Source organism: Hydrogenibacillus sp. N12, from assembly GCF_019645935.1.
In the GTDB taxonomy this organism is placed as follows: Bacteria; Bacillota; Bacilli; order Thermicanales; family DSM-22653; genus Hydrogenibacillus; species Hydrogenibacillus schlegelii.
This window is the reverse complement of the sequence record NZ_CP080953.1, coordinates 1,184,127-1,208,377: the sequence shown is the minus strand read 5'-3', so window position 1 is coordinate 1,208,377 and position 24,251 is coordinate 1,184,127. Positions and strand designations below refer to the sequence as shown.

Sequence of the window (24,251 nt, the reverse complement as noted above, 5' to 3'; positions counted from 1 at the left end):
CCGGGCCGTCGGGGGATCAGCGGTCGAGCACTTCCTTCGCTCCGGCGACGACGCCGAGGAGAGAAGCGACGTCGCTCGGGACGATGAGCTTCGTCGCCTGCCCTTCGGCGACCTTCTCCAGCGCCTCAAGGGAGCGGATCTGGACGACTTCCTTCGTCGGCGCCGCCTGCTTGATCGCCTCGAAGATCATCCGCTGGCCCCGGGCCTGGGCTTCGGCGAGGGTCAGGATCGCCTGCGCTTCCCCTTCAGCTCGGAGGATCTGCGACTGCTTCTCCCCTTCCGCCCGGCGGATCGCCGCCTCCCGCTCGGCCTCCGCCTCGAGGATCTTCGCCTGCTTGAGGCCTTCCGCTTTCAGAATATTGGATTCTTTTTCGCCCTGGGCCATAAGCACCGCTTCCCGCCGGATGCGCTCGGCCCGCATCTGCCGCTCCATCGCGTCCTGGATCTCTTTCGGCGGGACGATGTTTTTGATCTCAACGCGGTTGATCTTGATGCCCCACTTGTCCGTCGCCTCGTCAAGCACCGCCCGAAGCTTGGCGTTCACCGTGTCCCGGGACGTGAGCGTCTGATCGAGGTCAAGTTCGCCGATGAGGTTCCGAAGCGTCGTCGCCGTGAGGTTTTCAATGGCGGCGATCGGATTGGCGATTTCGTACTGGTTGCGGATCGGATCGGTGATCTGATAATAGACGACGCTATCGATCTGGATGCTCACGTTGTCCCGGGTGATCATGCTCTGGGGCGGAAACTCGACAACGTGCTCCCGAAGGTCCTTCACCGCCGCCACGCGGTCGATGATCGGGATGATGAGATGAATGCCGCTGTCCAGCACCCGGTGAAACTTCCCGAGCCGCTCCACGATGCAGACCTCCGCCTGGCGGACGATGCGGACCGACCGGATGAGGAGGACGACGAGGTAAACGGCGATCAGAAAGAGAACGACGTTAAACAGCGTGGTGAACATCGCACCGCCCCTTTCGTTTGGTCATTTTTCCGCCCTCGGACCGCCGTCCGCCGTCGTCTCCGAACCGGCGCTCTACACCGGCACCTCCGAGCGGGCCGCCCGGCGCCGACGGATTCGGACCGCCGTTCGGCACAGACGGATTTGCATCGCTCCCCGGCGCCGACGGTCCCCCCGGCGCTTCCGCCCCGTCCTCCGGCGGCCCGGCCGCCCGATCCGGTTCGACGATGAGCGTCACTCCCTCGACGGCGACGACGCGGACCGGCCGGCCGGCGGCGATCGGGCCGCTTTCGCTTCGGGCCGACCAGATCTCCCCGTCGATCTTCACCTCACCCCGGACGGTGGCGTCGAGGGCGCTCAAGGTCCATCCCCGCCTCCCGACGAGGGCATAGACGCCGCTCGCAAGCGACCGGCTCCGACGCCGCATCCGCTCCGAAAACGGCCGCGTCCCCCACCAGAGGGCGGTCGAGACGAGAACAAAGACGGCGAGGGCGATGGCCGTCCCCGGTCGGAAAAGGGTGACGATTCCCGCCGCGAGCGCCCCGAGGCCGACCCAGACGAGGACGAACGTCACGGTGAGCGCCTCGACGATAAAAAGGCCGAAGGCGAGGACGAACCATACGAGCGGGTCCCCGAGCCCCCCGAACACGTCCTGCAAACCTCTCACCCCTTTCCGATCATAGCAGAAAATTACGAGGAAAGAAAGGGCCGACGCCGTCCCGCTTTCCCCGCCCGGCGCGTATGCTGCGGGAAGAAAGAAAAATCCCCGCTCCGCCAACCCGGCGGATCGGGGCGACGATGGCGCCGGACCGTAAGGTCGGCGCCGGAATCCCCGCCGAAGCGGCGGGGAAGGAGGGACCGAGCGTGTGGGATCTCATCCCCTGGTCTTCGTGGTGGCAGGCCCTGGCCCGGGCGTTCGAGCGGGCGATGCCGGCCGTCCGGACCGAGGAAGACAGCGAACGCTTCATCATCCGCGTGGCCCTTCCCCCGGGCGTCCCCCCGGAAGCGCTGATCGCCCGCGTCGCCGGGCACTCCGTCACCCTGCAGATGCAAAACACCGAGATCGTCGAACGGAACGATCCGGTCGCCCCCTTTCAGGCACGGCGCACGCGGGCGCTGGCCGTCTCCGTCTCCCTTCCGCCGGCCGTCGACGCCGCGTCGATGCACCGCACCGTCGACGGCCGGGCGGTCGTCCTGGCGTTTAGGAAAAAAGCGCCGCATGCCACGCTTTGAGGGCGCGGACGGCGGACGGCGGGTGGCCGGCCTCCGGAAGCCCTTCGACGAGGGTCGGGAAGTCGAGGACGGCGCTTAAGGGAAGTCCGGCGTCCGCCAGCGCCGCCGCCTCCGGCAGGCGGTGGCTGTAGAGGGCGAGCACGCCGGTCGGCTGAAGTCCGGCGGCCCGAAGCGCCCCGGCGGCCGCGAGGGCGCTCATGCCCGTCGAGACGATGTCCTCGACGATGAGCACCCGGGTGCCCGGTGAAAGCTCGCCTTCCACCTGCCGGCCGCGGCCGTGATCCTTCGGCGCCGGCCGCACGTAGAGAAAGGGAAGCTCGAGCCGGTCGGCGAGAAGCACCCCGGGCGGAATCCCGCCGGTGGCGACGCCGGCGATCGCCTCCGGGACCGGGCGGAGTCGTCGGGCGACGGACGAAAGCGCCGCGATCGCCGCCCGTCGCGGACCGGGATGGGCATAGAGGAGCCGCCCGTCGACGTAAAGGGGGGCTTTCCGCCCGGAAGCCCAGGTAAACATCGGATCGAACGAAATGCGAACGGCTCCGACCTCAAAGAGCGCCTTCCGGACCGCCGCCTGCTCCTCGGCGGTCGGCCGGGCGGACGGATCGATCATCGGCCTTCCCTCCTTGACCCGGCTCGTTCGTTTGACCCGGCCCGTAGGACAAAAAAGCGTCGAGTCCGGCATCGGTCGAACCGACGGGACCGTTCGGGCCGGGTCGGTCGGTCGCAGGCGGCCGAAGCGCCCCGGCGACGGCGTCCCGGACGGCCAAAAACGCCGCCCGGGGATCGGCACTTCCGTAGATCGGCCGGCCGACGACGAGGGCATCGCTTCCGGCCCGGATCGCCGCTGCCGGATCGAGGATGCGGGCCTGATCGTCGCCGGCCGCCGGCGCGCCGGGCCATCGGATGCCCGGGGTCACGACGAAGAGCGACGGATACGCCGCCTTGATCGCCGCCGCTTCCTCGGGCGCGGCAACGACACCAAACAGCCCCGCCTCGGCGGCAAGCCCCGCGAGCCGAAGCGCCGCCCGTCCGGGTTCCGCGTCCAGGCCGAGGCGGCGAAGCTCGGACGGATCGTGATGGGTGAGCACCGTCACCGCGAGAAGCTTCGGCCCGCCCTCTGCCGCCTTCTGGGCCGCCGCGAGCATCTTCGGCCCGCCGAGGGCGTGGACCGTCAGCCACGCGGCGCCGAGGTCGGCCAGGGCGGCGACGGTCCGGGCGACGGTCGACGGGATGTCGTGGAGCTTTAAGTCCAAAAAGACGTTGCCGCCCGCCGCCCGGACGGCGGCGATGGCTTCGCGGTGGGCGGCATAAAAGAGGCTCATGCCGACCTTGTACCAGCGGGCTTCGCCTTCGAGCGCCCGAAGAAGCGCCGTCAAGGCGTCCGGCGCCACGTCCAGGGCGACGACGATGCGCTCCGCGGCCGGATGCGCCGCTTCCTTCCCGGCGGTCATCGAACCGCCCTCCTTTCGGCCTTCTCGTCCCGAACCGCCGGCGGATGGGCGGCGCCGAGGAGGTCGTGAATGTGCCGGACGCCGAGCGCCCGAAGGCGTTCGGGAAGCGCCGCCGCGAGGCGCGGGAGAACGTACGGGTCGCGGAAGTTTGCCGTTCCGACCTGGACGAGCTCGGCGCCGGCGAGGATAAAGGCGAGGACGTCGTCGGCCGTCTCGATCCCGCCGACGCCGATGATCGGGATCGAGACGTGCGGGTAGACGACGTACACCATCCGGAGGGCAATCGGTCGGATCGCCGGGCCCGAAAGGCCGCCGGTCGTGTTCCAGAGGAGGGGCCGACGCCGGCCGACGTCGATCGACAGGCCGACGACGGTGTTGATGAGGCTTAATCCGTCGGCACCGCCGGCCTCCGCCGCCCGGGCCAAGGCGACGATGTCGGTGACGTTCGGCGAGAGCTTCACGATGACCGGGACCCGGCTTTCCGCCTTTACCTTTTCCGTCAGACGAAAAAGCGTCCGGGCGTCGGTGCCGAACTCCATCCCGCCGGCCTTGACGTTCGGACAGCTCACGTTCAGTTCGATCGCGGCGACGTCGGGCGAGGCAGCGAGGGCCCGGACGACGGCGACGTACTCCTCTTCGGTGCTCCCGGCGACGTTGACGATGATCGGGACACCGTGGCGGCGGGCGGCCGGGAGCACCTCCCGAACGACGGCTTCGACGCCGGGATTTTCCAGGCCGATGGCGTTCAGCATCCCCGACGGGGTCTCGGCGACCCGCGGCGTGCCGTTGCCGAGCCGGGGCCCGCCGGTCGTCGCCTTCGTGACGAGAGCGCCGAGCCAGCGGAGGTCGTAGAGCTCGGCGAACTCCTCCCCGTAGCCGAACGTCCCGGAAGCCGGCATGAGGACGTTGGCGAAACGAAGGCCGAAGGCGACGTGCTCGAGCTCCGGAAAACGCTCGGGAGGCCGGAAGGGATCAAACGGAATCGCCGCCATCCGCCCACCCCCTTTCTCCATCCGGCGAGCCGCCTTCCGGAACGCCGGCGACGTGAAGCGACGCCAGAGCAAAGACCGGGCCGTCCCGACAGACCCGCCGGTGGCGAAGCGCGCTCCCTTCGGCGACCGGAACGACGCACGCCCGGCAGACGCCGGCGCCGCAGGCCATCCGCGCCTCGAGGGCAGCGTAGATCGGCCGGCCGTCGCCGCGGAACATCCGCTGGAGCGCCCGGAGCATCGGCTCGGGCCCGCAGGCGAAGGCGGCATGAAACGCCGCCTCCGGCCCGAGGCCGTCGGTGACGCGGCCTTTGGCTCCGGCGCTTCCGTCGTCCGTATACAGCTCGACGTCGGCGACGGCCCGAAGGCGCCGGAGGCCGAAGACGTTCTCGGCGCAAGCAAAGCCGATCCGCGCCTTCACCCGGACGCCCCGGGAATGAAGCGCCCGGGCGAGGAAGATGAGCGGCGCCACGCCGAGGCCGCCGCCGACGAGAAGCGCCGTCTCCCCCGACCGGACGGCCGAAAGCGGAAAGCCGGTCGACGGCGGCAAAAAGGCGTCGACCGCCGTCCCGACCGGAAGCGCGGCGAGGCGCGCCGTCCCCTCGCCGACGACGCGGAAGATGAGCCTAAGGACCCGCTCCTTCTCGTCCCAGTCGGCGACGCTCAAAGGACGCCGGAGGATGAGGTCGTCTCCCGGCACCCGCACGTGAACGAACTGGCCGGGTCGGGGTTCCGGAAAGGCCGGCGGAACGGCCAGGGCGAGCTCGACGATCGACCGGCCGATAGCCCGGCGGCCGACGATCCGGGTCGCGCCGGTCCTCATCGCCGCCCCTCCCCGACGCCGCCGCTTAAAGTCGCCTGCAGCGCCCCGGCGAGGGCGGCCGCCGTATCGAGCGCGGTGAGGCAGGAGAGCCCCCGCTCCACCGCCGCCCGGCGGATGCGGAAGCCGTCCGTCTCTTCCTCCGACCCGGGGCTGTAGGTGTTGACGACGACCTGAACGGTTCGCTCCCGGATGAGATCGAGCACCGTCGGCGGCGGGCCGCCGATTTTCGCCACGGACTCTGCCGCTAGGCCGTGGCGGGCGAAGGTTGCCGCCGTCCCCGGCGTCGCATAGAGACGGGCCCCGAGGGCGGAAAACGCCCGGGCGATCGGGATGGCCGCCGGTTTGTCCGCATCGGCGATCGAAAAGAGGACCGCCCGCAAGGGAAGCGGAAGGGCGCCGGCCATGCGGAGCGCCTTGAGAAGCGCCCGGGCCGGGTCGCGTTCCCGAGCCATCACTTCGCCGGTCGACTTCATCACCGGCCCGAGGGTCACGTCGACCCGGACCAGTTTGGCAAAGGAAAAGACCGGCGCCTTGACGAACACCGCCTCCGGCGGCGGAAGGAGCCCCGTCGGCGCCCCGAGGGAGGCAAGCGTCTCCCCGAGCATGATCGCCGTCGCCCAGCGGAGGAGCGGAAGGCCCGTCGCCTTGCTCAGGAAGGGTAGCGTCCGGGACGCCCGGGGGTTCGCCTCGAGGACGAAGACGTCGCTTCCCTGGACGGCGAACTGGACGTTGAGGAGCCCCCGGACGCCGAGATCCAGGGCGATCTTCGCCGTCGCCTCGGCGACGGCCTGTTGGATCGCCTCCGGCACGCCCGGCGCCGGAAAGACGGCGATCGAATCCCCGGAGTGGACGCCGGTCCGCTCCACGTGCTTCAGGACCCCCGGGATGAGCACCTCCCGGCCGTCGGCGAGGGCATCGACTTCGAGCTCCACCCCTTCGACGTACCGGTCGAGGAGCATCGGCACCTCCCGGCGCTCCCGGAAAAAGCGGTCGAGGTACGCCTGAAGCGCCGCCTCGTCCCGGACGATGGCCATCTCCCGCCCGCCCAGAACGTAGCTCGGCCGGACGACGAGGGGGAACCCGAGCCGGCGGGCGCCCTCGAGCGCTTCTTCTGCCGTCCGGGCGGCGATGCCCGGCGGCCGCCGGAGGCCGAGCCGCTCGAGAACGGCGTCGAACTTCGCCCGATCTTCCGCCGCATCGATCGCGGGAAGGGGCGTCCCGAGGATCGGCCAGCCTGCCCGATCGACGGCATGGGCGAGCCGGAGGGCCGTCTGCCCGCCGAACTGAACGAGAACGCCGACCGGCCGCTCCCGTTCGAGGACGGCGAGCACTTCCTCCTGAGAGGCCGGCTCGACGTAAACGGCATCCGCGACCGTGTAGTCGGTCGACACCGTTTCGGGATTGGTGTTCACGATCGCCACCCGATAGCCCCGGGCCTTCGCTTCGAGGATGGCGTGAACGGTGGCGTAGTCGAATTCGATGCCCTGCCCGATCCGGATCGGCCCGGCGCCGAGGACGACGACCGTCGGACGGCCGTCGGGCCGCCCCGCCGAAGCCGCCGCACCGCCTTCGTCGCCGCCGGACGGAGCATCCTCCTCCGGCGCCCCGGCATACGTCCCGTACCAGAGGGGCGGCATCCGCCCCGGCGCCGACCGGCCGCCATCGGTCCAGCGGGGACGGATCGCGTTCGCCTCCCGTAGGCGCCGGACGGCATCCGGCGTCTGTCCGGTCAAAGCGGCAATCGTCCGGTCGGAAAAGCCGAGGGTCTTCGCCGCCTGAACCGCCGCGGCCTTGAGCCCCTCCTCCCGGAGGCACCGCTCCGCCGCGACGATTTCGGCGATCGGTCGGACGAAGGCGAGCGGAAGGTCGGACGCCTGCGCCGCTTCTTCCTCCGGCATCCCGCGGCGGAGGGCTTCCGCGAGGCGAAAGAGCCGCCGGTCGTCCGACGCTCCGAGCTCGGCCCGAAGCTCGGCGTCCGAAAGGCGCGCCACCTCCGGATCGATCAGGTGATCCAGCCCGAGCTCGAGGGCCCGGAGGCCTTTGAGGAGCGCCTCCGCCAGCGTCCCGCCGATCGCCATCGTCTCGCCGGTCGCCCGCATCTCCGTCCCGAGGCGACGGCTCATCCCCGGAAAGGCATCGAACGGAAAGCGCGGCCATTTGACGACGACGTCCCGAAGCGCCGGCGGCTCGTCGGCCCGCCGGCCGGTCGTCGGCAGTTCGATCTCCGAAAGCGTGAAGCCGGCGGCGAGGAGCGCCGACACATACGCAATCGGATAGCCCGTCGCCTTCGAGGCGAGGGCGCTCGAGCGGCTCACCCGCGGATTGAGCTCGATCACAAAATAGCGGTCCTGCCCCGGGTCGTAGGCGAACTGGACGTTGGCGCCGCCGATGACGCCGACCGCCCGGACGATCCGGACCGCCGCCCCGGCGAGCCGCCGGACGACCGCCGGGGAGAGGCTCTGAGGCGGCGCCACAACGATCGAGTCGCCGGTGTGGACGCCGACCGGGTCGACGTTTTCCATCGCCGCGACGACGACCGCCCGATCGTCGGCATCCCGGACGACCTCAAACTCGATCTCCCGCAGGCCGAGGAGACTCGTTTCGACGAGCGCCTGGTGAATCGGGCTCGCCTGAAGCGCCCGGCCGACGACCTCCCGGAGCGCCTCCGGGTCGCCGGCGCTGCCGCCACCGGTGCCGCCCAGGGTGTACGCCGGCCGGACGAAGACCGGATAGCCGTGGGCGTCGGCGAACGCGAGGGCCGCCTCGACCGACGCGACCGCCTCGGACGGCGGCACCGGCTCGCCGAGGGCGATCATTTTCCGGCGGAAGCGCTCGCGGTCTTCGCCGTCTTCGATCGCCGAAAGGGGCGTGCCGAGCAGCGCGACGCTGAAACGGCGGAAGGCGTCCCGCTCCGCCAGCCCTCGGGCGAGGTTCAGGCCCGTTTGGCCGCCGAGACCGGCGAGGAGGCCGTCGGGCCGCTCCCGCTCGATCACCGCCTCCACCGCCTCGGGCGTAAGGGGCTCGAAGTAGATGCGGTCCGCCGTCTCGGCGTCGGTCATGATCGTCGCCGGATTGTTGTTGATGAGCACGACCTCGAGGCCGGCCGACCGGAGGGCGCGGCACGCCTCGGAGCCGGCGTAGTCGAACTCGGCCCCCTGACCGATGACGACCGGCCCGGAACCGAGGATGAGCACGCGGCGAAGGTCACGTCGAAGGGGCATCGCACGGACTCCTTTCTGGGGTAACGGCGGGCGAAGCCGGGGCAAGATCGGTCCGACCGAAAAAGCGTCTCCGGCGCCGGTCCGATCCCGGACCGGACCGGAACCGGGCTCCGACCCGGCGCCGCTTTTCCGGCGCTCAGCGCCCGCCGAAGCGCCGGAGCGCGGACGGCGGCACGCGGTCCGGATCGGCGTAAATCACCCGGCCGGCGACGAAGGTCGCCACCGGCCAGCCGTAGAGCACCCGGCCGGCAAAGGGCGTATTTTTTCCTTTCGAGAAAAACGTCGCCGGATCGACCGGACGGGGCGTCTCGAGATCGACGAGGACGAAGTCCGCCGGGGCACCCGGCGCGATCCGGCCGCCGGGGAGGCGAAAGCGCACCGCCGGCCGGACGGACATGGCCTCGACGAGCCGCCGGAGCGTAAGGTGGCCGGTCCGGACGAGGGCCGTGAAAAGGAGCGGAAAGGCCGTCTCCAGGCCGACGATGCCAAAGGGGCTCCGATCGATCGGCCGGGCCTTTTCGTCCTCGGCGTGGGGGGCGTGGTCCGTCGCGACGAGGTCGATCGTCCCGTCGGCGAGGGCCCGCCGGAGGGCGTCCACGTCCGCCGCCGGCGCGAGCGGCGGGTTCATCTTGTACGGGCCGAGGCGCCGGCGCCCTTCCGGTGTGTCGGGATCGACGTCCGGGATGTCTTCCGCCGTGAGGATGAGGTGGTGCGGCGTCACCTCGGCGCTCACGTCGGCGCCGAGGCGCCGGCCGAGGGCGATCGCCTCGAGGGAAAGGGCCGTCGAAACGTGCTGGACGTGATAGCGGGCCTTCGCCTCGGCGGCAAGGAGGACATCCCGAAAAAGCGGCGCCGCCTCCGCCTCCTTCGGCCACGGCCGCACGCCCCGGCGGATGGGAGGCGCCTCCGGCCGGAACACTCCGCCGGCGGAAAGGGCGGCGTCCTCGCTGTGCATGAGGATCGGCCGGTCGACCGCCCGGGCGAGCCGAAACGCCGCCCGCATGACGTCGCTGCGGGCGATCCCCCGGCCGTCGTCGGTAAAGCCGACGGCGCCGAGGCGGGCGAGGGCGGCCATGTCCACGAGGGTCTCCCCCCGCTGGTCGAGGGTGATCGCCGCCGTCCCGTAGACCCGCACCCGGGCCGTCCGGGCCGCCTGCCGAAGCGCCGTCCGGAACCGTTCCGGCCGGTCGAGGGGCGGATCGGTGTTCGGCATCATGACGACGGTGGCGAACCCGCCCCGGGCGGCGGCCCGGCTTCCCGTCTCGATCGTCTCTTTATGGGTCTGGCCCGGCTCCCGGAAGTGGACGTGGACGTCGACGAAGGCGGGAAAGAGCCACAGCCCTTCGGCGTCCAAGGCCACCTCCGCCGGCGGAGGCGGCGGGCCAAAGCGGACGTCGGCGATCCAGCCCCCTTCGACGGCGACGTGGCCGACCGCCTCCTTGCCGTCAGGGGTAAAGAGGCGCCCGTTCGCGATCCACCGCCGCACCGGCCTCCCCCTCCCTCTCGGCCCGAGCGTCCGCCCCGCCGGCCGCTTCGGGATCGCCGGGCGCTTCGCCGGCCGCCATGATCCCGCCGGGCGCCGTGCCGGCCGCTTTCGCGTCGTCGGGCGCTTCGCCGGACGCCGCTAAAGCGCCCGGGGTCGCCGCGGCGCCGGTTTTTTCGTCTCCGGAAAGCCCTAGGGCGTCCGCCAGGACCGCCATCCGGACGAACACCCCGTTTTCCACCTGCCGCCGGACGAGCACCCGAGGATCGTCCAAAAGCGCCCGGGCAATTTCCACGTCGGGCCAGATGGGCCCCGGATGCAGCACGACGGCCCCCGGCCGGAGGCGCCTCGCCTTTCGGGCGTCCAGCCCGTACCGATCGAGGTACGTCGCCAGAAAATCGTCCACATCTCCGCCGAGGGCCGCCACGTCCTGCGGAGAAAGCCGCTCTTTTTGCAGGCGAAGCAGGACGACGGCGTCGGCCATTTCGACGGCCGCTTCCACCGACGGGACGACGGCCGCCTCCGGCACGAGGCCGTCGTCCCTCCGAACGAGGGTCGGCGGACCGGCGACGACGACCCGAGCGCCGAGGCGGGGGAGAAGGCGCAGGAGGGACGCCGCCACCCGGCTATGCCGGACGTCGCCGAGGAGGGCGACGGTAAGCCCGCTCAGGCGCAGGGGACCTAAGCCGTCCAACCGGCCAAACGCCTCGAGGAGGGTGTACGCGTCGAGGAGCGCCTGCGTCGGATGGGCGTGCTTTCCGCTCCCGCCGGCGACGACCGTCGCCCGGGTGAGCCGGCCGGCGTCCGGACGGAGATCGTCCCGTGCCGTCCGAACGACGATCACCTCGGCGCCGAGGGCTTCCAGGGTGAGAAGCGTCTCCCGCTCCTCTTCCCCTTTGACCACGCTCGACCGCCGGACGTCGAGGTCGAGGACGTCGGCGCCGAGGCGCCGGGCCGCCAGCTCAAACGAAAGACGCGTCCGGGTGCTCGGCTCGAAGAAGGCGAGCGCCACCGTCCGGCCGGCGGCCGCCGACATCGCGTCTCCGGTCCAGGGCGCCGCCGTGACGGCCAAAGCCCTCCGGCCGGCGGCCGCGTTTCTTTTTTCCGCGAACGCCCGCTGGTACGCCCGGGCGCGGCGAAAGATCGCCTCCGCCCAGGCGACGCTTCGATCGGTTTCATCCAGGAGATGCCATCCCATCGTCGATCCTCCTTAGGCCGTTCGGCGTCGCCGCCCCTCCCTCGCGAGGGGCGCACGTCCTCGTTCGCTTACGCGGCGTTCCGGCCGCGGGTGCCGTAGGCGCTCGCCTTCCCCGGCAGGATCGCATGCAGGGCGATGCCGAGGAAGGTCGCCATGGCGATGTTGTCGACGGTCAGGTTGATGAGGAGGTGCGCGAGCGACACGTCGTGAAACTCGAGCTTAAAGCCGCCGATCCCGGCCACGAGGATGACGGCGATGAGGATCATGTTCCGCTTCTCCGCCACGTCGATGCCGTATTCGACGAACATGCGGAGCCCCTGGGCGGCGATGATGCCGAAGAGGACGATCGTCACGCCTCCCAGGACCGGCTTCGGGACGCTCATGAGGAAGGCGCCGATCTTTTCCACGAAGGCGAAGGCGATGGCAAAAAGCGCCGCGCCGGCGAGCACCGCCCGGCTGAAGACGCGGGTGATCGCCAGAACGCCGATGTTTTCCCCGTACGTCGTGCTCGGCGGCCCGCCGATCAAGGCGGCGACCGAGACGGCGAGGCCATCGCCGAAGAGCGACCGGGGGAGCTGGGGCATGAGATTGCGCCCGACGACGTTCCCGGTGACGAGCAGGTGCCCGACGTGCTCCGCCAGCGTGACAAAGGCGACCGGGGCGATGACGAGGGCGTACAGCCAGTTTTCCGGCGTCGCCATCGCTCGAAGGACCTCCCCGGTGTGCATGTGCTCGGCGTAGAACACGCCCGGCGGCGTCCACCACCGGGCGGAAGCGATCCGTTCCACCGCCGGCGGAAGCCCGCCGATGGCGGTCGTAAACCACTCCGGATGCCGGACGTAAGCGTACGCCGTCCCGAGGAGAATGCCCGTGAGCACCGGGATCACCGAAAGGAAGCCCCGGAAAAAGACGCTCACGGCGACGACGATGGCCAGCGTGACAAACGCCACCTCGACCGCCCCGAGGCCGTATTCGCCGCTCACCGGGTCCGTGAGCGCCCAGCCGACGGCGACGCCGGAGAGGGCGAGACCGATGACGGCGACGATCGAACCGATGACGACCGGCGGAAGCAGCCGGTCGAGCCAGCCGACGCCGGCGCGGGCGACGACGAAGGCGATGAGCATGTACACGACCCCGGAAAGGAGCGCCCCGAGGAGCGCCGTCCCGATCCCCCGGGCGTGGGCGACGGTGACGATCGGACCGATGAAGGCAAACGACGAGCCGAGATAGTTCGGCAGCCTGCCCCGGGTGACGGCGAGGAAGAGGAGCGTCCCGACGCCGCTCGAAAGGAGGGCCGCCTGGACGTCCAGGCCGGTCAGAAGCGGCACGAGGACGGTCGCGCCGAACATCGCCAGCGCGTGCTGGAGGGAAAGGGGAAGGAGCGTGAGGATCGGCGGCGTCTCTTCGATGTCGTAGATCGGCCGGGCCACGAGCGGCGCTTGCGCGTTCGAGCTCAGTTCACGGGTCGTCATCGGACGGCCTCCTTCGTGAATTTCGGGAATGCGGACCGCCGGAGCCGGCATAGGCGCGGCGGCCCATTACCGGGCCTCGCCCAGGAGGAGCACCCGGTCCCGGCCGTCGGTCTCGGCGAGTTCGACGGCGATCCGCTCCCGGCGGGATGTCGGCACGTTTTTTCCGACATAATCGGCCCGGATCGGAAGCTCCCGGTGCCCCCGGTCGATGAGCACCGCGAGCTGGATGACCGCCGGCCGGCCGTGGTCGATCACCGCCTCCATCGCCGCCCGGGCGGTTCGCCCGGTGTAGAGGACGTCGTCGACGAGGACGACCCGCCGGCCGGTGAGGTCTTCCGGCAGCTGCTTCCCTTTCACCACCGGGTCCCCGCTCGGATCGATCGGCGTCAGGTCATCCCGGTACAAGGTGATGTCGAGCGCCCCGACCGGAACCTCCACCCCCTCGATCGACCGGATCGCCTCCTGAAGCCGCCCGGCGAGCGGGACGCCCCGGGTCTTGATGCCGATGAGGATGAGCCCCTCCGTCCCTTTGTTCTTCTCGACGATCTGGTGCGCCAGCCGGACGATCATCCGGCGCATCTCCCGCGCGTCGACGATCTCCCGCATCGGCGTCCTCCTTCCGGCCTTTTTGCCATGAGCGGCATAAAAAAATCCCCTCTCCAGAGAGAGGGGTCGTTTCCCTGCTGCGGCCGGCCCGACGCCTCGGGCCGGCGGGGAACCGGCGCCCGACGGAGACCGCACCGGACGGTCGACGGGCGGCACCGGCCGTCCGCCGCCCGTTCGACGGCGCGCCGTCTCCTGGCGAAGGATCGAACGTGATCGGCGAACCCGCCCGACGTTCGGCGGACGATCCCGGTTTCAAACGCCCGCCGCCGAACCCCGGGCGGCCGCCCGACCGGGATCTTCCGCCGGCCCGGTCGTTCCACAGGCCGGCAAAATCAAACGGCGTTCGATCCTTCTGGGCGCCGGGGACGACCACCTTGTCAGCCTCTCTGGACTGCCTTTAAAGGTGGTGCTCAAACGGTGAATCCTTGCGCAAAGGTCGTTCGGTTGTCGTCGGTATTATGCCCGAACGGGCGTCGGACGTCAAGCCTCATTTTTGCTCAGCGCGTCGATGAGCGCCGTCAGATCCGGCGGAAGCGGGGAGGTAAATTCGAGCCACGCCCCGGTCTCCGGGTGCCGGAAACCGAGGCGGGTCGCATGGAGCGCCTGCCGGCTCATGGCGCCAAAGCGACAGCGCCCGTAGACGGGATCGCCGACGAGGGGATGGCCGATCGCCGCAAAGTGAACCCGGATCTGATGCGTCCGCCCCGTCTCGAGGGACGCCTCGACGATCGAATGGCGACGAAAGCGCCGGACGACCCGGTAACGGGTGCGGGCCGGCCGGCCGTTCGGCACGACGGCCATCCGCTTCCGGTCGACGGGATGCCGGCCGATGGGAAGATCGATGAGGCCGACCTCCTCCGCCGGCACGCCGCAGACGACGGCCGTATACGTCCGTTTCATCGTCCGGGCCTGAAGCTGCGCCGCCAGGGCGAGGTGTGCCCGGTCGGTCTTCGCCACGACCAGAAGGCCGGACGTGTCTTTGTCGAGGCGGTGAACGATGCCCGGCCGAAGCTCCCCGCCGATGCCGGAGAGGGCCTTCAGGTGATACAAGAGGGCGTTGACGAGCGTGTCGTCGTCGTGTCCCGGCGACGGATGGACGCTCATCCCCGGCGGTTTGTCGACGACGGCGAGGACCGCATCCTCGTACACGATGCGAAGGGAGAGGGCGTTCGGCCGGGGCCGGGCCGGGCGGGGCGCCGGCGGCCGGACGCGGATCGCCTCCCCGCCGGAAAGCCGCTCCGCCGGCCGGGCGGCTCGACCGTCGACCGTCACCCGGCCTGCTTCGATCCATTTTTTGACCTGGGCCCGGGAGACCTCGAGGGCGCGGCTTACGGCGACGTCGAGCCGGAGGCCGACCGCCTCGGCGCCGACCGTAAAGAAGCGCTCTCCCGCCCCGTCTTCGCCCGGGACCTCGAGAGCGTCTCCGACCGGTTCCGCCGGCGCCGCGGCCGCCCCCGCATCTTTGGCCCCGTCCGGACGGATCGCCTCCGCCCCTTCGACGCCGGCGCCCGGCTCCGCCGCACCGGAAGCGCCGTCCGGCGCCCCTTCATCGGCGAACGAAGGTCCCCCCATGGCGCTCCCGGCATCTGGCACCGGCGCGATCGAATCCGGCGCCGCCGGATGCCCTTTTTCCAAAGCGGAAGCCCCCTTCCGCCGATCCGAGACGGACGTCTCCGTCATCCGGCCTCCCTCCGTCGAACGAGGAAATGCCACGCGAGAAGCCCCGCCCCGACGGTGATCGCCGAGTCGGCGACGTTAAAGATCGGGTAGTGGATCATCCGGACGTCGAGAAAATCGACGACCCGGCCTGTCGCCGCCCGATCGACGAAATTGCCCAGCGCCCCGCCGAGGATGAGACCGTACGCCGACGCCTCGAAGGGAGACCGCCGGGCCGCCTGAGGCAGCATCCAGAGGAGCCCGGCGACGACCCCGACGGTCAGGAAAAGAAAAAGCGGCCGCGCCCCCTGCAGGAGGCCAAAAGCCGCGCCGGCATTTTCGTGCGCCGTGATGTGAAACACGCCCGGCCAGAGGGGGATCGTCTCTCCGAGGGAAAGCGTCCGCACGACCCAGGCCTTCGTCGCCCGGTCGAGAATAAAGACAAAAAGCGCCAGTCCGTAGTAAGGCCATCCGGTCAACGATCGTCGCTCCATCCGCCTCACTTCATCGCCTTCATCAGCTCTTCTTTCGGCATCGGCCGGCCGAAATAAAACCCCTGCATGTCGTAGCACGCATTCGACGAAAGAAACTCGACCTGCGCCGTCGTCTCTACCCCTTCGGCGACGACGTTCAGGCCAAGGGCGTGGGCGAGGTGGATGATCGCCGTCGCGATCACCGCATCGTCCCCGGCGACGTGGACGGCGCTCACGAACGACCGGTCGATCTTCACCGTGTCGACCGGCAGCCGGTGCAGGTACGACAGCGACGAATATCCCGTGCCGAAGTCGTCGATCGCGAGCTTGACGCCCATCCCTTTCAGCATCCGGAGGCGCGCGACGCTTTCTTCGACGTTTTGCATGATCGCCGTCTCGGTGAGCTCCAGGACGAGATGCGACGGAGGGAGACCCGTCTCCTCGAGGACGGCCCGCACCTGATCGACGAAATCCGGCTGCTCAAACTGCCGGAGCGAGATGTTCACGTGCACCTCGCCGGAAAAAGCGCCGCTTCGTCGCCATCCCTCCATTTCCGCCGCCGCCTCCCAGAGCACCCGCCGGCCGAGCGGCACGATGAGGCCCGTCTCCTCCGCCACCGGAATGAATTCCCCCGGCGGGATGAGGCCCAGGGTCGGATGCCGCCAGCGCAGAAGCGCCTCGACAGCGATCATCCGGCCGCTGACCACATTATACAGCGGCTGAAAATAGAGGACAAACTGATCGCTGTCGATCGCCCCCCGGAGCTCCGTCTCGAGCAAGAGGCGCCGAAGACGACGGGACGCCATCTCCGGGACAAAAAACCGCACCGCCTCGCCGGAGGTCGCCTCGTTCTGGGCGATGGCCGCGTTCTGCCAGAGAACATCCGCCGTCCGGCCGTCGTCGGGAAAGACGGCGGCGCCGATCCGGGCGGTGACGCGCCAGTCATATTCGCTCAGGCGAAACGGCCGCTCAAACACCGCGAGCACCCGCCGAAGCGCCGCCTGAAGCTCCGCCCGATCAGCCCCGTCGATCCAGAAGGCGAATTCGTCGGCGCCCACCCATCCGATCCGCTCCGGATCGATCGCCCCCCGAAGCCGCTCCGCCACCTCGGCGATCAGCCGGTCGCCGTAGGTGTGACCGAGCGTCTCGTTGATGAACTTGAAGCGATCGACGTTAAGAAGCGCGAGCGCGAGCCGCCGATCCGCCCGTCTCGCCTGATCGAGCGCCTCGCCGAAGCGCTGGTAGAAGCCGAGCCGACTGAAAAACCCGCTTTTCGGGTCGTAGCGAAGCGGCTCTCCCGACGGGAAGACGGCGCTTTCCGGGCCGCCGATCACCGTGAGGTACGCCATGCCGCTTTCTTCCGGCAGGCGGACCGTCCGCACCTCTGCCGTCCGCTCGGCGCCGTCGGCATCGAGCACTCGAAGCACGAGCGGCTCCGGACGGCCGTGGATGAGGGAGTCTAAAAACTCCGGCCGGCTTTCCGGAGCGAATAATTTGAGCGGCGAAAGATCCGTCCACGACATCTCCCGCCGGCCCAACAGACGCCGGGCCGCCTCGTTCGCATAGCGGATCCGGCCGTCCTGATGGAGGAGGGCCGGGACACCGAAGAGGTCGAGCACCTCGACCGGGAAGCGCCCGTCCTCCCGGCGGCGCCCCGATATCCGAAGGACGAGCGCCCAGAACGCCTCCCGCCCGATCGGGAGCACGTAGGCGTCCCACAGGTCGTCCCCGAGCCGAAGCGCCTGCCACGCCGCCCGACCCTCGTCCAGCATCGACGTCAAAAACCGTTCAATGGCGACATGCCATTCCGGAAACGCCGCTTGCAAGGACAGGCCTTCCGGCGCCGCCTCAAGCCGCTTCACAAACGGCGCCGCCCAGGCCCCATAAGCGGCGGTGAGGACGATGCCCGCGTCCGATCGACGCCCGAAGACCAAAAAAAAGGGGAATCGATCCAGCACCTTCCGAACGTCCGGCGCCTCAGCCATCGAATCGTCCACCTTTGTCCGCGTTTATCTCTATCTTAGCGGAAAAGGAAAAAAGCGGCGATAGGCCGAAAGTCACATTTTGACCGGTCCGCCGCCGTCGCTCGTGCCGTAGTGTTCGAGCATCTGCCAAATGTCCTCCCCGTCGACCCCCGGTCCTTCGACGCCGTACGCGTCGTCGCCCGGCGCTACGCCGACGATCCGCTCTTCCTCCGCCGGCCGCACCGCCCGGCCCCGGATCGCTTCGTAGCGGCGCCGCTTTGCGTCGATCGCCATCCGGCAGTGGATGCAATATCGGGCCGTCGGCACGACCAAAAGCCGCTCCGGATCGATCGCCGACCCGCATCGCTCGCAGACGCCGTACGTTCCGTCGTCGAGCCGCCGGAGGGCGGCGTCGATTTCTTCCCAGTGCGCCAGGGCATCCTGGTAGTGGGCGATGTCTTTTTCCCGCTCGAAAAGATCGCTCGCCACATCGGCCGGATGATTGTCCACCTGGGAAAGCTCCGTCACCCCGGCGCGGTTTTGAAGCCCGAACCGCTCGTTCGCGTCCAGCCGGCGCCGGAGGGCTTCCCGTTCGGCGAGAAGAAGCCGCCGGTACGTCTCGCGCTCGGCCATCGGCCCGCCTCCTTTCCTCGCCTTCCATTCCTGCGCCCGGCGATCTCCCGACGGGCCGCGACCGGGCGAACCGGCGCCCGACGGCGGCCGCTCCGCCTCTTTCGGCGACCGGGCGACCCTTAGTCTGCCCCATCTTCCCTTCCCGAACTCCCGGCACAAAAAAAGGCTCCGCCGGCGGCGGAACCGCAGATCACCCGCTTCGATCGCCCCTGTCGCGCCCCCTCTCCCTCCGAACTTACCGCTGCCATGCCTGGAGCGCCTCGACCGTCTCCGCACACCGGGCACAAAGCGTCGGGTGGTTCGGGTGCGACCCGACGTCTTCCAGAACCATCCAGCAGCGTTCACACTTCTTTCCGGGCGCGGTGAGGACCCGGACGGCGACGCCGCGGGCGCCGAGCGCCCCCTCCGGCACCGGCGTCCCCGGCGGATGGAGCGTCACCTTCGAGACGATGAAAAGCTCCGCGAGCGTTGCCCCTTCCCCGTATCGGGACAGGGCGTCCCACGTTTCGCCGTCCGGATAGAGCTCGACATGGGCCTCGAGGGAGTTCCCGAGCGCTTTCGCCTGCCTGGCCTCCTCCAGCGCCTTTTGCACCGCCTCCCGGACGCGTAAGAGCGGCTGAAACGCCCGAAGGAGCGCCTCATCGGCCTCGGAGGGCGCCGCCTCGGGAAAATCGACCAACTGGACGCTTTCCGCCTTTTCACCGGGAAGGTACGACCAGACCTCCTCCGTCGTATGCGGAAGGATCGGCGAAAGCAGGACGACGAGCGACCGGAGCGCCTCGTTCATGAGGCTCTGCCCGCTACGCCGCGCCGGATCGTCCGGCAGGCGGGTGTACATCCGATCTTTCGTCACATCGAGGTAAAAGGCGCTCAGATCCTGGACGCAGAACTGATGGATCTCCGTGTAGACGGCATGAAAATCGTACGCCTCGTACGCCTGACGCACCCGGGCGATGACCTCTTTGAGGCGGGCGTAGATGTAGCGATCGAGCTCCGGCCACCGCTCCGGCGGCACCCGGTCCCGGGCCGGGTCGAAGTCGTAGAGGTTGCCGAGGAGGAAGCGGAACGTGTTTCGGATCTTCCGGTACACTTCGGCGATCTGCTGGAGGATCGACTCCGAGATCCGGACGTCCGCCGTATAGTCGACCGAGGCGACCCAGAGGCGGAGGATGTCGGCGCCGTAGCGGGCCATGATGTCGTTCGGGTCGACGACGTTCCCGAGCGACTTCGACATCTTCCGACCTTCTCCGTCGAGGACGAAACCGCAGCCGATGACCGTCTCGTACGGCGCCCGGCCGTAGACGGCGACCGATGTCGACAGGGACGAGTTGAACCAGCCCCGGTACTGATCCGACCCCTCGAGGTAGACGTCCGCCGGCCACTTGAGCTCGGGGTGCGTCCGGAGGACCGCCGCGTGGGACGAGCCGGAGTCGAACCAGACGTCCATCGTGTCCGTCTCTTTGCGAAAATGCGTCCCGCCGCAGTGCGGGCAGCGGAAACCCGGCGGAAGGAGTTCCTCGGCCGGCCGGGCGTACCACGCGTTCGACCCTTCCCGCCGGAAGATCGCGGCGACGTGCTCGATCGTCTCATCGGTGATGACCGGCCGGCCGCAGTCTTCGCAGTAGAAGATCGGGATCGGCACGCCCCAGAGCCGCTGGCGGGAGATGCACCAGTCGCCCCGATCCCGGATCATGTTGGCGATCCGCGTCTCGCCCCACGGCGGAATCCAGCGGACGTCCTCGATCGCCCGGAGCATCGCCTCCCGGAAGCCGTCGATCGAGGCAAACCACTGTTCGGCGGCGCGGTAGATCACCGGCTGCTTCGTCCGCCAGTCGTGCGGGTACTGGTGACGGATCGTCCCGTGATGAAGCAGGTGGCCGCTTTCGCGCAGCCGCTCGATGATGACGCCGTTTGCCTCTTCGTAAAAGAGGCCGGCAAACCCCGGCGCCTCCTCGGTAAACACGCCCCGCTCGTCGATCGGCGAAAGGATCGGGAGCCCGTAGCGGATGCCGACGTCGTAGTCCTCTTCGCCGTGTCCCGGCGCCGTGTGGACCGCGCCGGTGCCGGCGTCGAGCGTGACGTGCTCGCCGAGGACGACCGGGACGATCCGGCCGTAAAACGGATGCTTGAGCCGCACCCCCTCGAGCTCGGCCCCTTTGAAACGGGCCACCTCCTCCTCGAGGGCGATGCCGGTCGTCTTCTGGAAGGCCGGCACGAGCTCCCGGGCGAGAAGCAGCCGGCCGTGGGGCGACGGAAAGAGGCCGTAGCGGTAGTCCGGATGGACGGCGACCGCCTGGTTGGCCGGGAGCGTCCAAGGCGTCGTCGTCCAGATGACGATCCGATCGCCGGGCTCGAGCCGTCCCTTCCCGTCGACAACGTCGAAGGCGACGTAAATCGACGGGGACGTCTTTTCCCGGTACTCGATCTCGGCGTCAGCGAGGGCCGTCTCTGCCGACGGCGACCAGTAGATGACCTTTTTGCCGCGGTAGATGTAGCCCCGCTTGGCCATCTCGCCGAAGACCTTGATCTGCTCCGCCTCGTACGCCGGCTCGAGCGTCACATACGGCCGCTCCCAGTCGCCCCGGACGCCGAGACGACGAAACTGCGCCGTCTGCCGTTCGATGTAGTGGAGCGCCCAATCCCGGCAGAGGTTCCGGAACGTCACCGGATCCACCGCCTTCCGGTCGACGCCCTTTTGCGTGATCACCGCGTGCTCGATCGGCATGCCGTGGGTGTCGAACCCGGGGACGTACGGCGCGTCGTAGCCCATCTGGGAGCGGGAACGGACGATGATGTCCTTGAGCACTTTGTTGAGCGCGTGGCCGACGTGGATGTCACCGTTGGCGTACGGCGGCCCGTCGTGAAGGACGAACTTCGGTCGGCCCTTCGTCCGGGCCTGGACCTTGTCGTAGATGCGCATCGCGTCCCAACGGGCCTGAATTTTCGGCTCGAGCTGGGGCAGGTTCGCCCGCATCGGAAAATCGGTCTTGGGCAGGTTGAGCGTCGAGCGGTAGTCCACCGGATTCCCTCCATGTCGATCCGAAACGCCGGAAACCTTCTCCACATTATAAGCAAGACCCGGCCTTTCGGCAAATCGGCGTCCGCCGCCGGCCGGCTGAAGCGCCCCACGGCCGGCCCAAAAAGCGGCGCACGGCCGGCCGCCCGGGGAGGCGCTCGGCGATCGACCGGCCGTCACGGAAGCGCCCGTCCGTCGTCCCCGCCCTCCCGGTCGGTCAAGCTGTCCCAGTCGTTGGACTTGAGCATCTCGAGCTGGGCCTCGAGAAGCGTTCGGAAGCGGTTCCGGTAGACGGTCGCCCGCTTTTTGAGCTCCTCGATCTCGATCTGCACCTTCCGGGCCTTCGTCAGCGCTTCGTCGATGATGCGGTTGGCATTTTTTTCCGCCTCTTTCAGGATGAGCTCCGCTTCCTTCCGGGCGTTCGCCTTGAGTTCTTCCGCCGCTTCCTGGGCGACGATGATCGACTTCGAGAGCGTCTCTTCCAGATTTTCAAAATGCCGGAGGCGCTCCTCGAGCTCCGCGACGCGCTTTTTGAGCGCCTCGTTCGTCCGGAGGAGCTCGTCGTAGTCCTTGATGATCTCATTCAGAAAGTCGTTCACTTCGTCGATGTTGTAGCCCCGGAAGCTGATGGAAAATTCCTTGTTATGTATGTCGAGCGGCGTAAGCGGCATGCCCCTCCCCTTTCTTGCCCCGTCCCGCAAGTCGACGCTGAGCCTTCTTCGCCGCCGGACGAACGATCCCCCGGCCGACGCACCCCGATCCCCGCCCCGGTGCCGCCCCGCCGCCGGCCTCCCTCCGGCTCTGACCCCCCGGAACCTTCGAACGGGTCACCGCCGGCCGCCGAGGCGGGCGACGACGAGCCGCTCCCGGCCCGAACGGTTCGCGCCGAGCTGCTCGACGACTTCCACCCGGCCGAACCCCCGGACGGAAAGCAGATCGCCTGCCTGAAGCGGCCGGTCCGGGGCGAGTTCCGGCCGGTGGTTGACCCGGACGGCGCCGCTTTCGACGAGACGGCGGGCCTTCTCCCGCGAAAGCCGAAGCGCCCCGGCGAGCACCGCGTCGAGGCGGAGGGAGGCGACGGAAATCGTCCGGACCTCCCGCTCCGGCGGGGCGGCCGGAAGGCGGTCCTGCCAGTCGCCCGGCCGCGCCCGGACGCCGATCCGGCCGGCCCGCTCGAGCCCGATGGCGATCGCCGGGACGAGCTCCGCCGTCGTCACGATCTCCGCCCGGCCTTCGCCGAGACGGATGTCGCCGATCCGCTCCCGAGCAAACCCGAGGCCAAGGACGGCACCGAGGAGATCCCGGTGCCCCGGGGCGCCGAACGCCGGCGACCAGCGGACATCGACGAGGCCGAGGTCGAACGTCTCCGGATCGTCCGCCACCCAGGAGAGGGCCTCCGGCGGGACAAAAAGCCCACGCACCCGCTCCGCCGCCGGATGACCGCCGTAAAAGCGGACGCCGGCGCCGAGCGAGCGGGCGACGAGCTCCGCCACCGACCGCTCTCCCGGGTCGAGAAACAGCGTCAGCGCCCACTCCCCCCGGTTCCGGGCCCGGCCGGCGAGGTCGGCGATTCGGCGGGCCAGAGGCCGTTCTTCCGGATGAAGATGTTCCCAAAGGCCGTGAGGCAAATCATTCATTGGAAGCTTCCTGTTCCTCCCAGGTCGCGATCGCCCCCTGGACGTCGACCTGATCCGGCGCGAGGAGGTAGACATCCTCGCCGAGGCGGGCGATGATGCCGTCCAGGACGTACACCGCCCCGCTCAAAAAGTCCTTCATCCGCTGCAGGTGCTCCGGCCGGATGCGGTGGAGGTTCACGATGACCGTCCGGCGGGCCCGGAGGTGATCCGCCATCTCTTTGACCTCGTTGAACGACCGCGGTTCGATCAGGACGACTTTTTGCGTCTGCTTCGCCCGGGCGTCCTCGAGGAGGGCGATGTTCGCCCGGCGGCCCGCCCGCCGGGGCTCTTCCGGCACCGGCTCCGCCGCCGTCTCGACTTCCGCTTCCGGCTCCCGCTCGTCGGCGAGGCCGAGGTAGGTCAACACCTTCTGCATCATGAGGCCTCTCCCCCTTTCGTCGATGCCCGAAACGCCGGCCGGCATCCGGCCCAAGGGCGGCCGCCTTCAGACCGTACCGATTTGAACGCTCTCCCGGTGACCCGGCGGAAGGGCGATGAACGCCGCCATGCGGCCCGCTGCCCGCCCGTCCCGGCGGTAGGAATAAAGGCCGGCCTCCGGCTCCGTCGTGCATCTACGGGTCCATTCGACGCGGTGCGCCGGAATTCCTGCTTCCAGGAGGGCAAAACGATTCGTTTCGACAAGATCCAGGCGATATTTCCCGGAACCGGCCGGACGTAGCCCCGGGACCTCCGGCCCGTACGCCGCCCGAAGGGCCTCGGCGACCGGCTCATCGACTTCGTAATCGCGGCCGCAGATGCCGGGGCCGAGGTACGCATAGAGGTCCGCCGACGGCACGCCGAAGGCCGTCGCAAACGCCCGCACCGCCTCGGCGGCGACGTTCGCCGCCGTCCCCCGCCAGCCGGCGTGCACGAGGCCGATGGCCCCGGCCTTAGGAGCATACAGGTAGATCGGCAGGCAGTCGGCAAAAAAGAGGACGAGGAGCGCCTCCGTCCGGGTGATGAGGCCGTCGGCGGCGTCGATCGCCGTGGCGGGATCGTCCCGGCCGCGGCCGATGTCCCTTTCGTCGACGACGGCGATCCGGTTTCCGTGGACCTGCCGGGCGCTCGTCCACCGCTCGAACGGGACGCCGAGGCGCGCGGCGAGGGCCTGTCGGCGCCCGACGACCGCCATCGGCGGCTCGTCATCAGAAAAAACAAAATTGCCAAACGATACCCGCGTGAGGCCGACGACCGGTCGCCGCTCCGGCGGCACGTCGGCCGGCCAGCCGACGAGGCGAAATAGGGTGCCGTCTTCGCTCGGCCGAAGCCCGTCCATCCGTCCGTCCCTCCTCGCCGGTCGACCCGGCGCTTTTTATTATACCGGAGATTCCGGCGAAAGACACGCCACCGAGGCGGTTCGTCGGCGAACCGACGCCGGAGGATGCCGCCCCGCGGAGCG

At 69.4% G+C, this 24,251-nt stretch carries 21 protein-coding genes; 1 reads left to right on the top strand and 20 read right to left on the bottom strand.

Annotated elements, in window-relative coordinates; all coding sequences use genetic code 11:
* Positions 1-16 precede the first annotated feature (16 nt).
* The gene (locus K2M58_RS05620; protein ID WP_220678629.1) at positions 17-961 is read right to left on the bottom strand and encodes an SPFH domain-containing protein; all 945 of its coding nucleotides are present in this window, start codon (positions 959-961) and stop codon (positions 17-19) included.
* On the bottom strand, positions 942-1,607 hold the full coding sequence (locus K2M58_RS05615; RefSeq protein WP_252393600.1) for an NfeD family protein: 666 nt from the start codon (positions 1,605-1,607) through the stop codon (positions 942-944). Before K2M58_RS05615 ends, K2M58_RS05620 begins: the two co-directional genes overlap by 20 nt.
* A 215-nt stretch (positions 1,608-1,822) precedes the next feature.
* On the opposite strand from K2M58_RS05615, the gene K2M58_RS05610 reads away from it, so the two are divergent.
* A complete protein-coding gene (locus K2M58_RS05610; RefSeq protein WP_220678627.1) occupies positions 1,823-2,191 on the top strand; it encodes an Hsp20/alpha crystallin family protein in 369 nt (122 codons plus the stop codon).
* Here K2M58_RS05610 and K2M58_RS05605 read toward each other — a convergent pair.
* From K2M58_RS05605 to pgeF, 18 genes are all read right to left on the bottom strand, one after another.
* Positions 2,160-2,801: an orotate phosphoribosyltransferase gene (locus tag K2M58_RS05605; protein WP_220678626.1), complete on the bottom strand. Its 642-nt coding sequence runs from the start codon at positions 2,799-2,801 to the stop codon at positions 2,160-2,162. The two genes, K2M58_RS05610 and K2M58_RS05605, sit on opposite strands and share 32 nt — an antisense overlap.
* On the bottom strand, positions 2,737-3,642 hold the full coding sequence (gene pyrF, locus K2M58_RS05600) for an orotidine-5'-phosphate decarboxylase (protein WP_220678625.1): 906 nt from the start codon (positions 3,640-3,642) through the stop codon (positions 2,737-2,739). Before pyrF ends, K2M58_RS05605 begins: the two co-directional genes overlap by 65 nt.
* Positions 3,639-4,634 carry a dihydroorotate dehydrogenase gene (locus tag K2M58_RS05595; RefSeq protein ID WP_220678624.1) on the bottom strand — a complete coding sequence of 332 codons (996 nt, stop codon included), beginning with the start codon at positions 4,632-4,634 and terminating at the stop codon, positions 3,639-3,641. Before K2M58_RS05595 ends, pyrF begins: the two co-directional genes overlap by 4 nt.
* Positions 4,615-5,454 carry a dihydroorotate dehydrogenase electron transfer subunit gene (locus K2M58_RS05590; RefSeq protein ID WP_220678623.1) on the bottom strand — a complete coding sequence of 280 codons (840 nt, stop codon included), beginning with the start codon at positions 5,452-5,454 and terminating at the stop codon, positions 4,615-4,617. Before K2M58_RS05590 ends, K2M58_RS05595 begins: the two co-directional genes overlap by 20 nt.
* Positions 5,451-8,675, bottom strand: coding sequence for a carbamoyl-phosphate synthase large subunit (carB, locus tag K2M58_RS05585; RefSeq protein ID WP_220678622.1), 3,225 nt, complete (start codon positions 8,673-8,675; stop codon positions 5,451-5,453). The genes K2M58_RS05590 and carB overlap by 4 nt, the downstream gene beginning before the upstream one ends.
* 136 nt (positions 8,676-8,811) lie before the next feature.
* Complete coding sequence (locus tag K2M58_RS05580) at positions 8,812-10,161, bottom strand: dihydroorotase (RefSeq protein WP_220678621.1); 1,350 nt, start codon at positions 10,159-10,161, stop codon at positions 8,812-8,814.
* On the bottom strand, positions 10,121-11,356 hold the full coding sequence (locus K2M58_RS05575; RefSeq protein WP_220678620.1) for an aspartate carbamoyltransferase catalytic subunit: 1,236 nt from the start codon (positions 11,354-11,356) through the stop codon (positions 10,121-10,123). The genes K2M58_RS05580 and K2M58_RS05575 overlap by 41 nt, the downstream gene beginning before the upstream one ends.
* A 68-nt stretch (positions 11,357-11,424) precedes the next feature.
* Entirely contained in the window at positions 11,425-12,828 is a 1,404-nt protein-coding gene (locus K2M58_RS05570) for a uracil-xanthine permease family protein (RefSeq protein ID WP_220678619.1), read from the bottom strand.
* A 66-nt stretch (positions 12,829-12,894) separates the two neighbouring features.
* On the bottom strand, positions 12,895-13,434 hold the full coding sequence (gene pyrR / locus K2M58_RS05565) for a bifunctional pyr operon transcriptional regulator/uracil phosphoribosyltransferase PyrR (RefSeq protein WP_066202279.1): 540 nt from the start codon (positions 13,432-13,434) through the stop codon (positions 12,895-12,897).
* Positions 13,435-13,914: 480 nt separating this feature from the next.
* Complete coding sequence (locus K2M58_RS05560; protein ID WP_252393549.1) at positions 13,915-15,114, bottom strand: RluA family pseudouridine synthase; 1,200 nt, start codon at positions 15,112-15,114, stop codon at positions 13,915-13,917.
* Positions 15,111-15,569: a signal peptidase II gene (gene lspA / locus K2M58_RS05555; protein ID WP_252393548.1), complete on the bottom strand. Its 459-nt coding sequence runs from the start codon at positions 15,567-15,569 to the stop codon at positions 15,111-15,113. The genes K2M58_RS05560 and lspA overlap by 4 nt, the downstream gene beginning before the upstream one ends.
* Before the next feature lie 20 nt (positions 15,570-15,589).
* Positions 15,590-17,548, bottom strand: coding sequence for a putative bifunctional diguanylate cyclase/phosphodiesterase (locus K2M58_RS05550; RefSeq protein ID WP_220678617.1), 1,959 nt, complete (start codon positions 17,546-17,548; stop codon positions 15,590-15,592).
* A gap of 72 nt (positions 17,549-17,620) precedes the next feature.
* A complete protein-coding gene (locus K2M58_RS05545) occupies positions 17,621-18,160 on the bottom strand; it encodes a TraR/DksA C4-type zinc finger protein (protein WP_220678616.1) in 540 nt (179 codons plus the stop codon).
* Between the two features lie 235 nt (positions 18,161-18,395).
* Positions 18,396-21,179 carry an isoleucine--tRNA ligase gene (gene ileS, locus K2M58_RS05540; protein WP_220678615.1) on the bottom strand — a complete coding sequence of 928 codons (2,784 nt, stop codon included), beginning with the start codon at positions 21,177-21,179 and terminating at the stop codon, positions 18,396-18,398.
* A 173-nt stretch (positions 21,180-21,352) separates the two neighbouring features.
* Positions 21,353-21,847: a DivIVA domain-containing protein gene (locus K2M58_RS05535; protein ID WP_220678614.1), complete on the bottom strand. Its 495-nt coding sequence runs from the start codon at positions 21,845-21,847 to the stop codon at positions 21,353-21,355.
* A gap of 156 nt (positions 21,848-22,003) precedes the next feature.
* Positions 22,004-22,813 (bottom strand): YlmH family RNA-binding protein, encoded by an 810-nt coding sequence (locus K2M58_RS05530; protein WP_220678613.1) that lies wholly within the window; start codon positions 22,811-22,813, stop codon positions 22,004-22,006.
* A complete protein-coding gene (gene sepF / locus K2M58_RS05525) occupies positions 22,806-23,228 on the bottom strand; it encodes a cell division protein SepF (protein WP_252393547.1) in 423 nt (140 codons plus the stop codon). The genes K2M58_RS05530 and sepF overlap by 8 nt, the downstream gene beginning before the upstream one ends.
* Before the next feature lie 69 nt (positions 23,229-23,297).
* Positions 23,298-24,128 carry a peptidoglycan editing factor PgeF gene (pgeF, locus tag K2M58_RS05520; protein WP_220678611.1) on the bottom strand — a complete coding sequence of 277 codons (831 nt, stop codon included), beginning with the start codon at positions 24,126-24,128 and terminating at the stop codon, positions 23,298-23,300.
* Between the last annotated feature and the right edge of the window lie 123 nt (positions 24,129-24,251).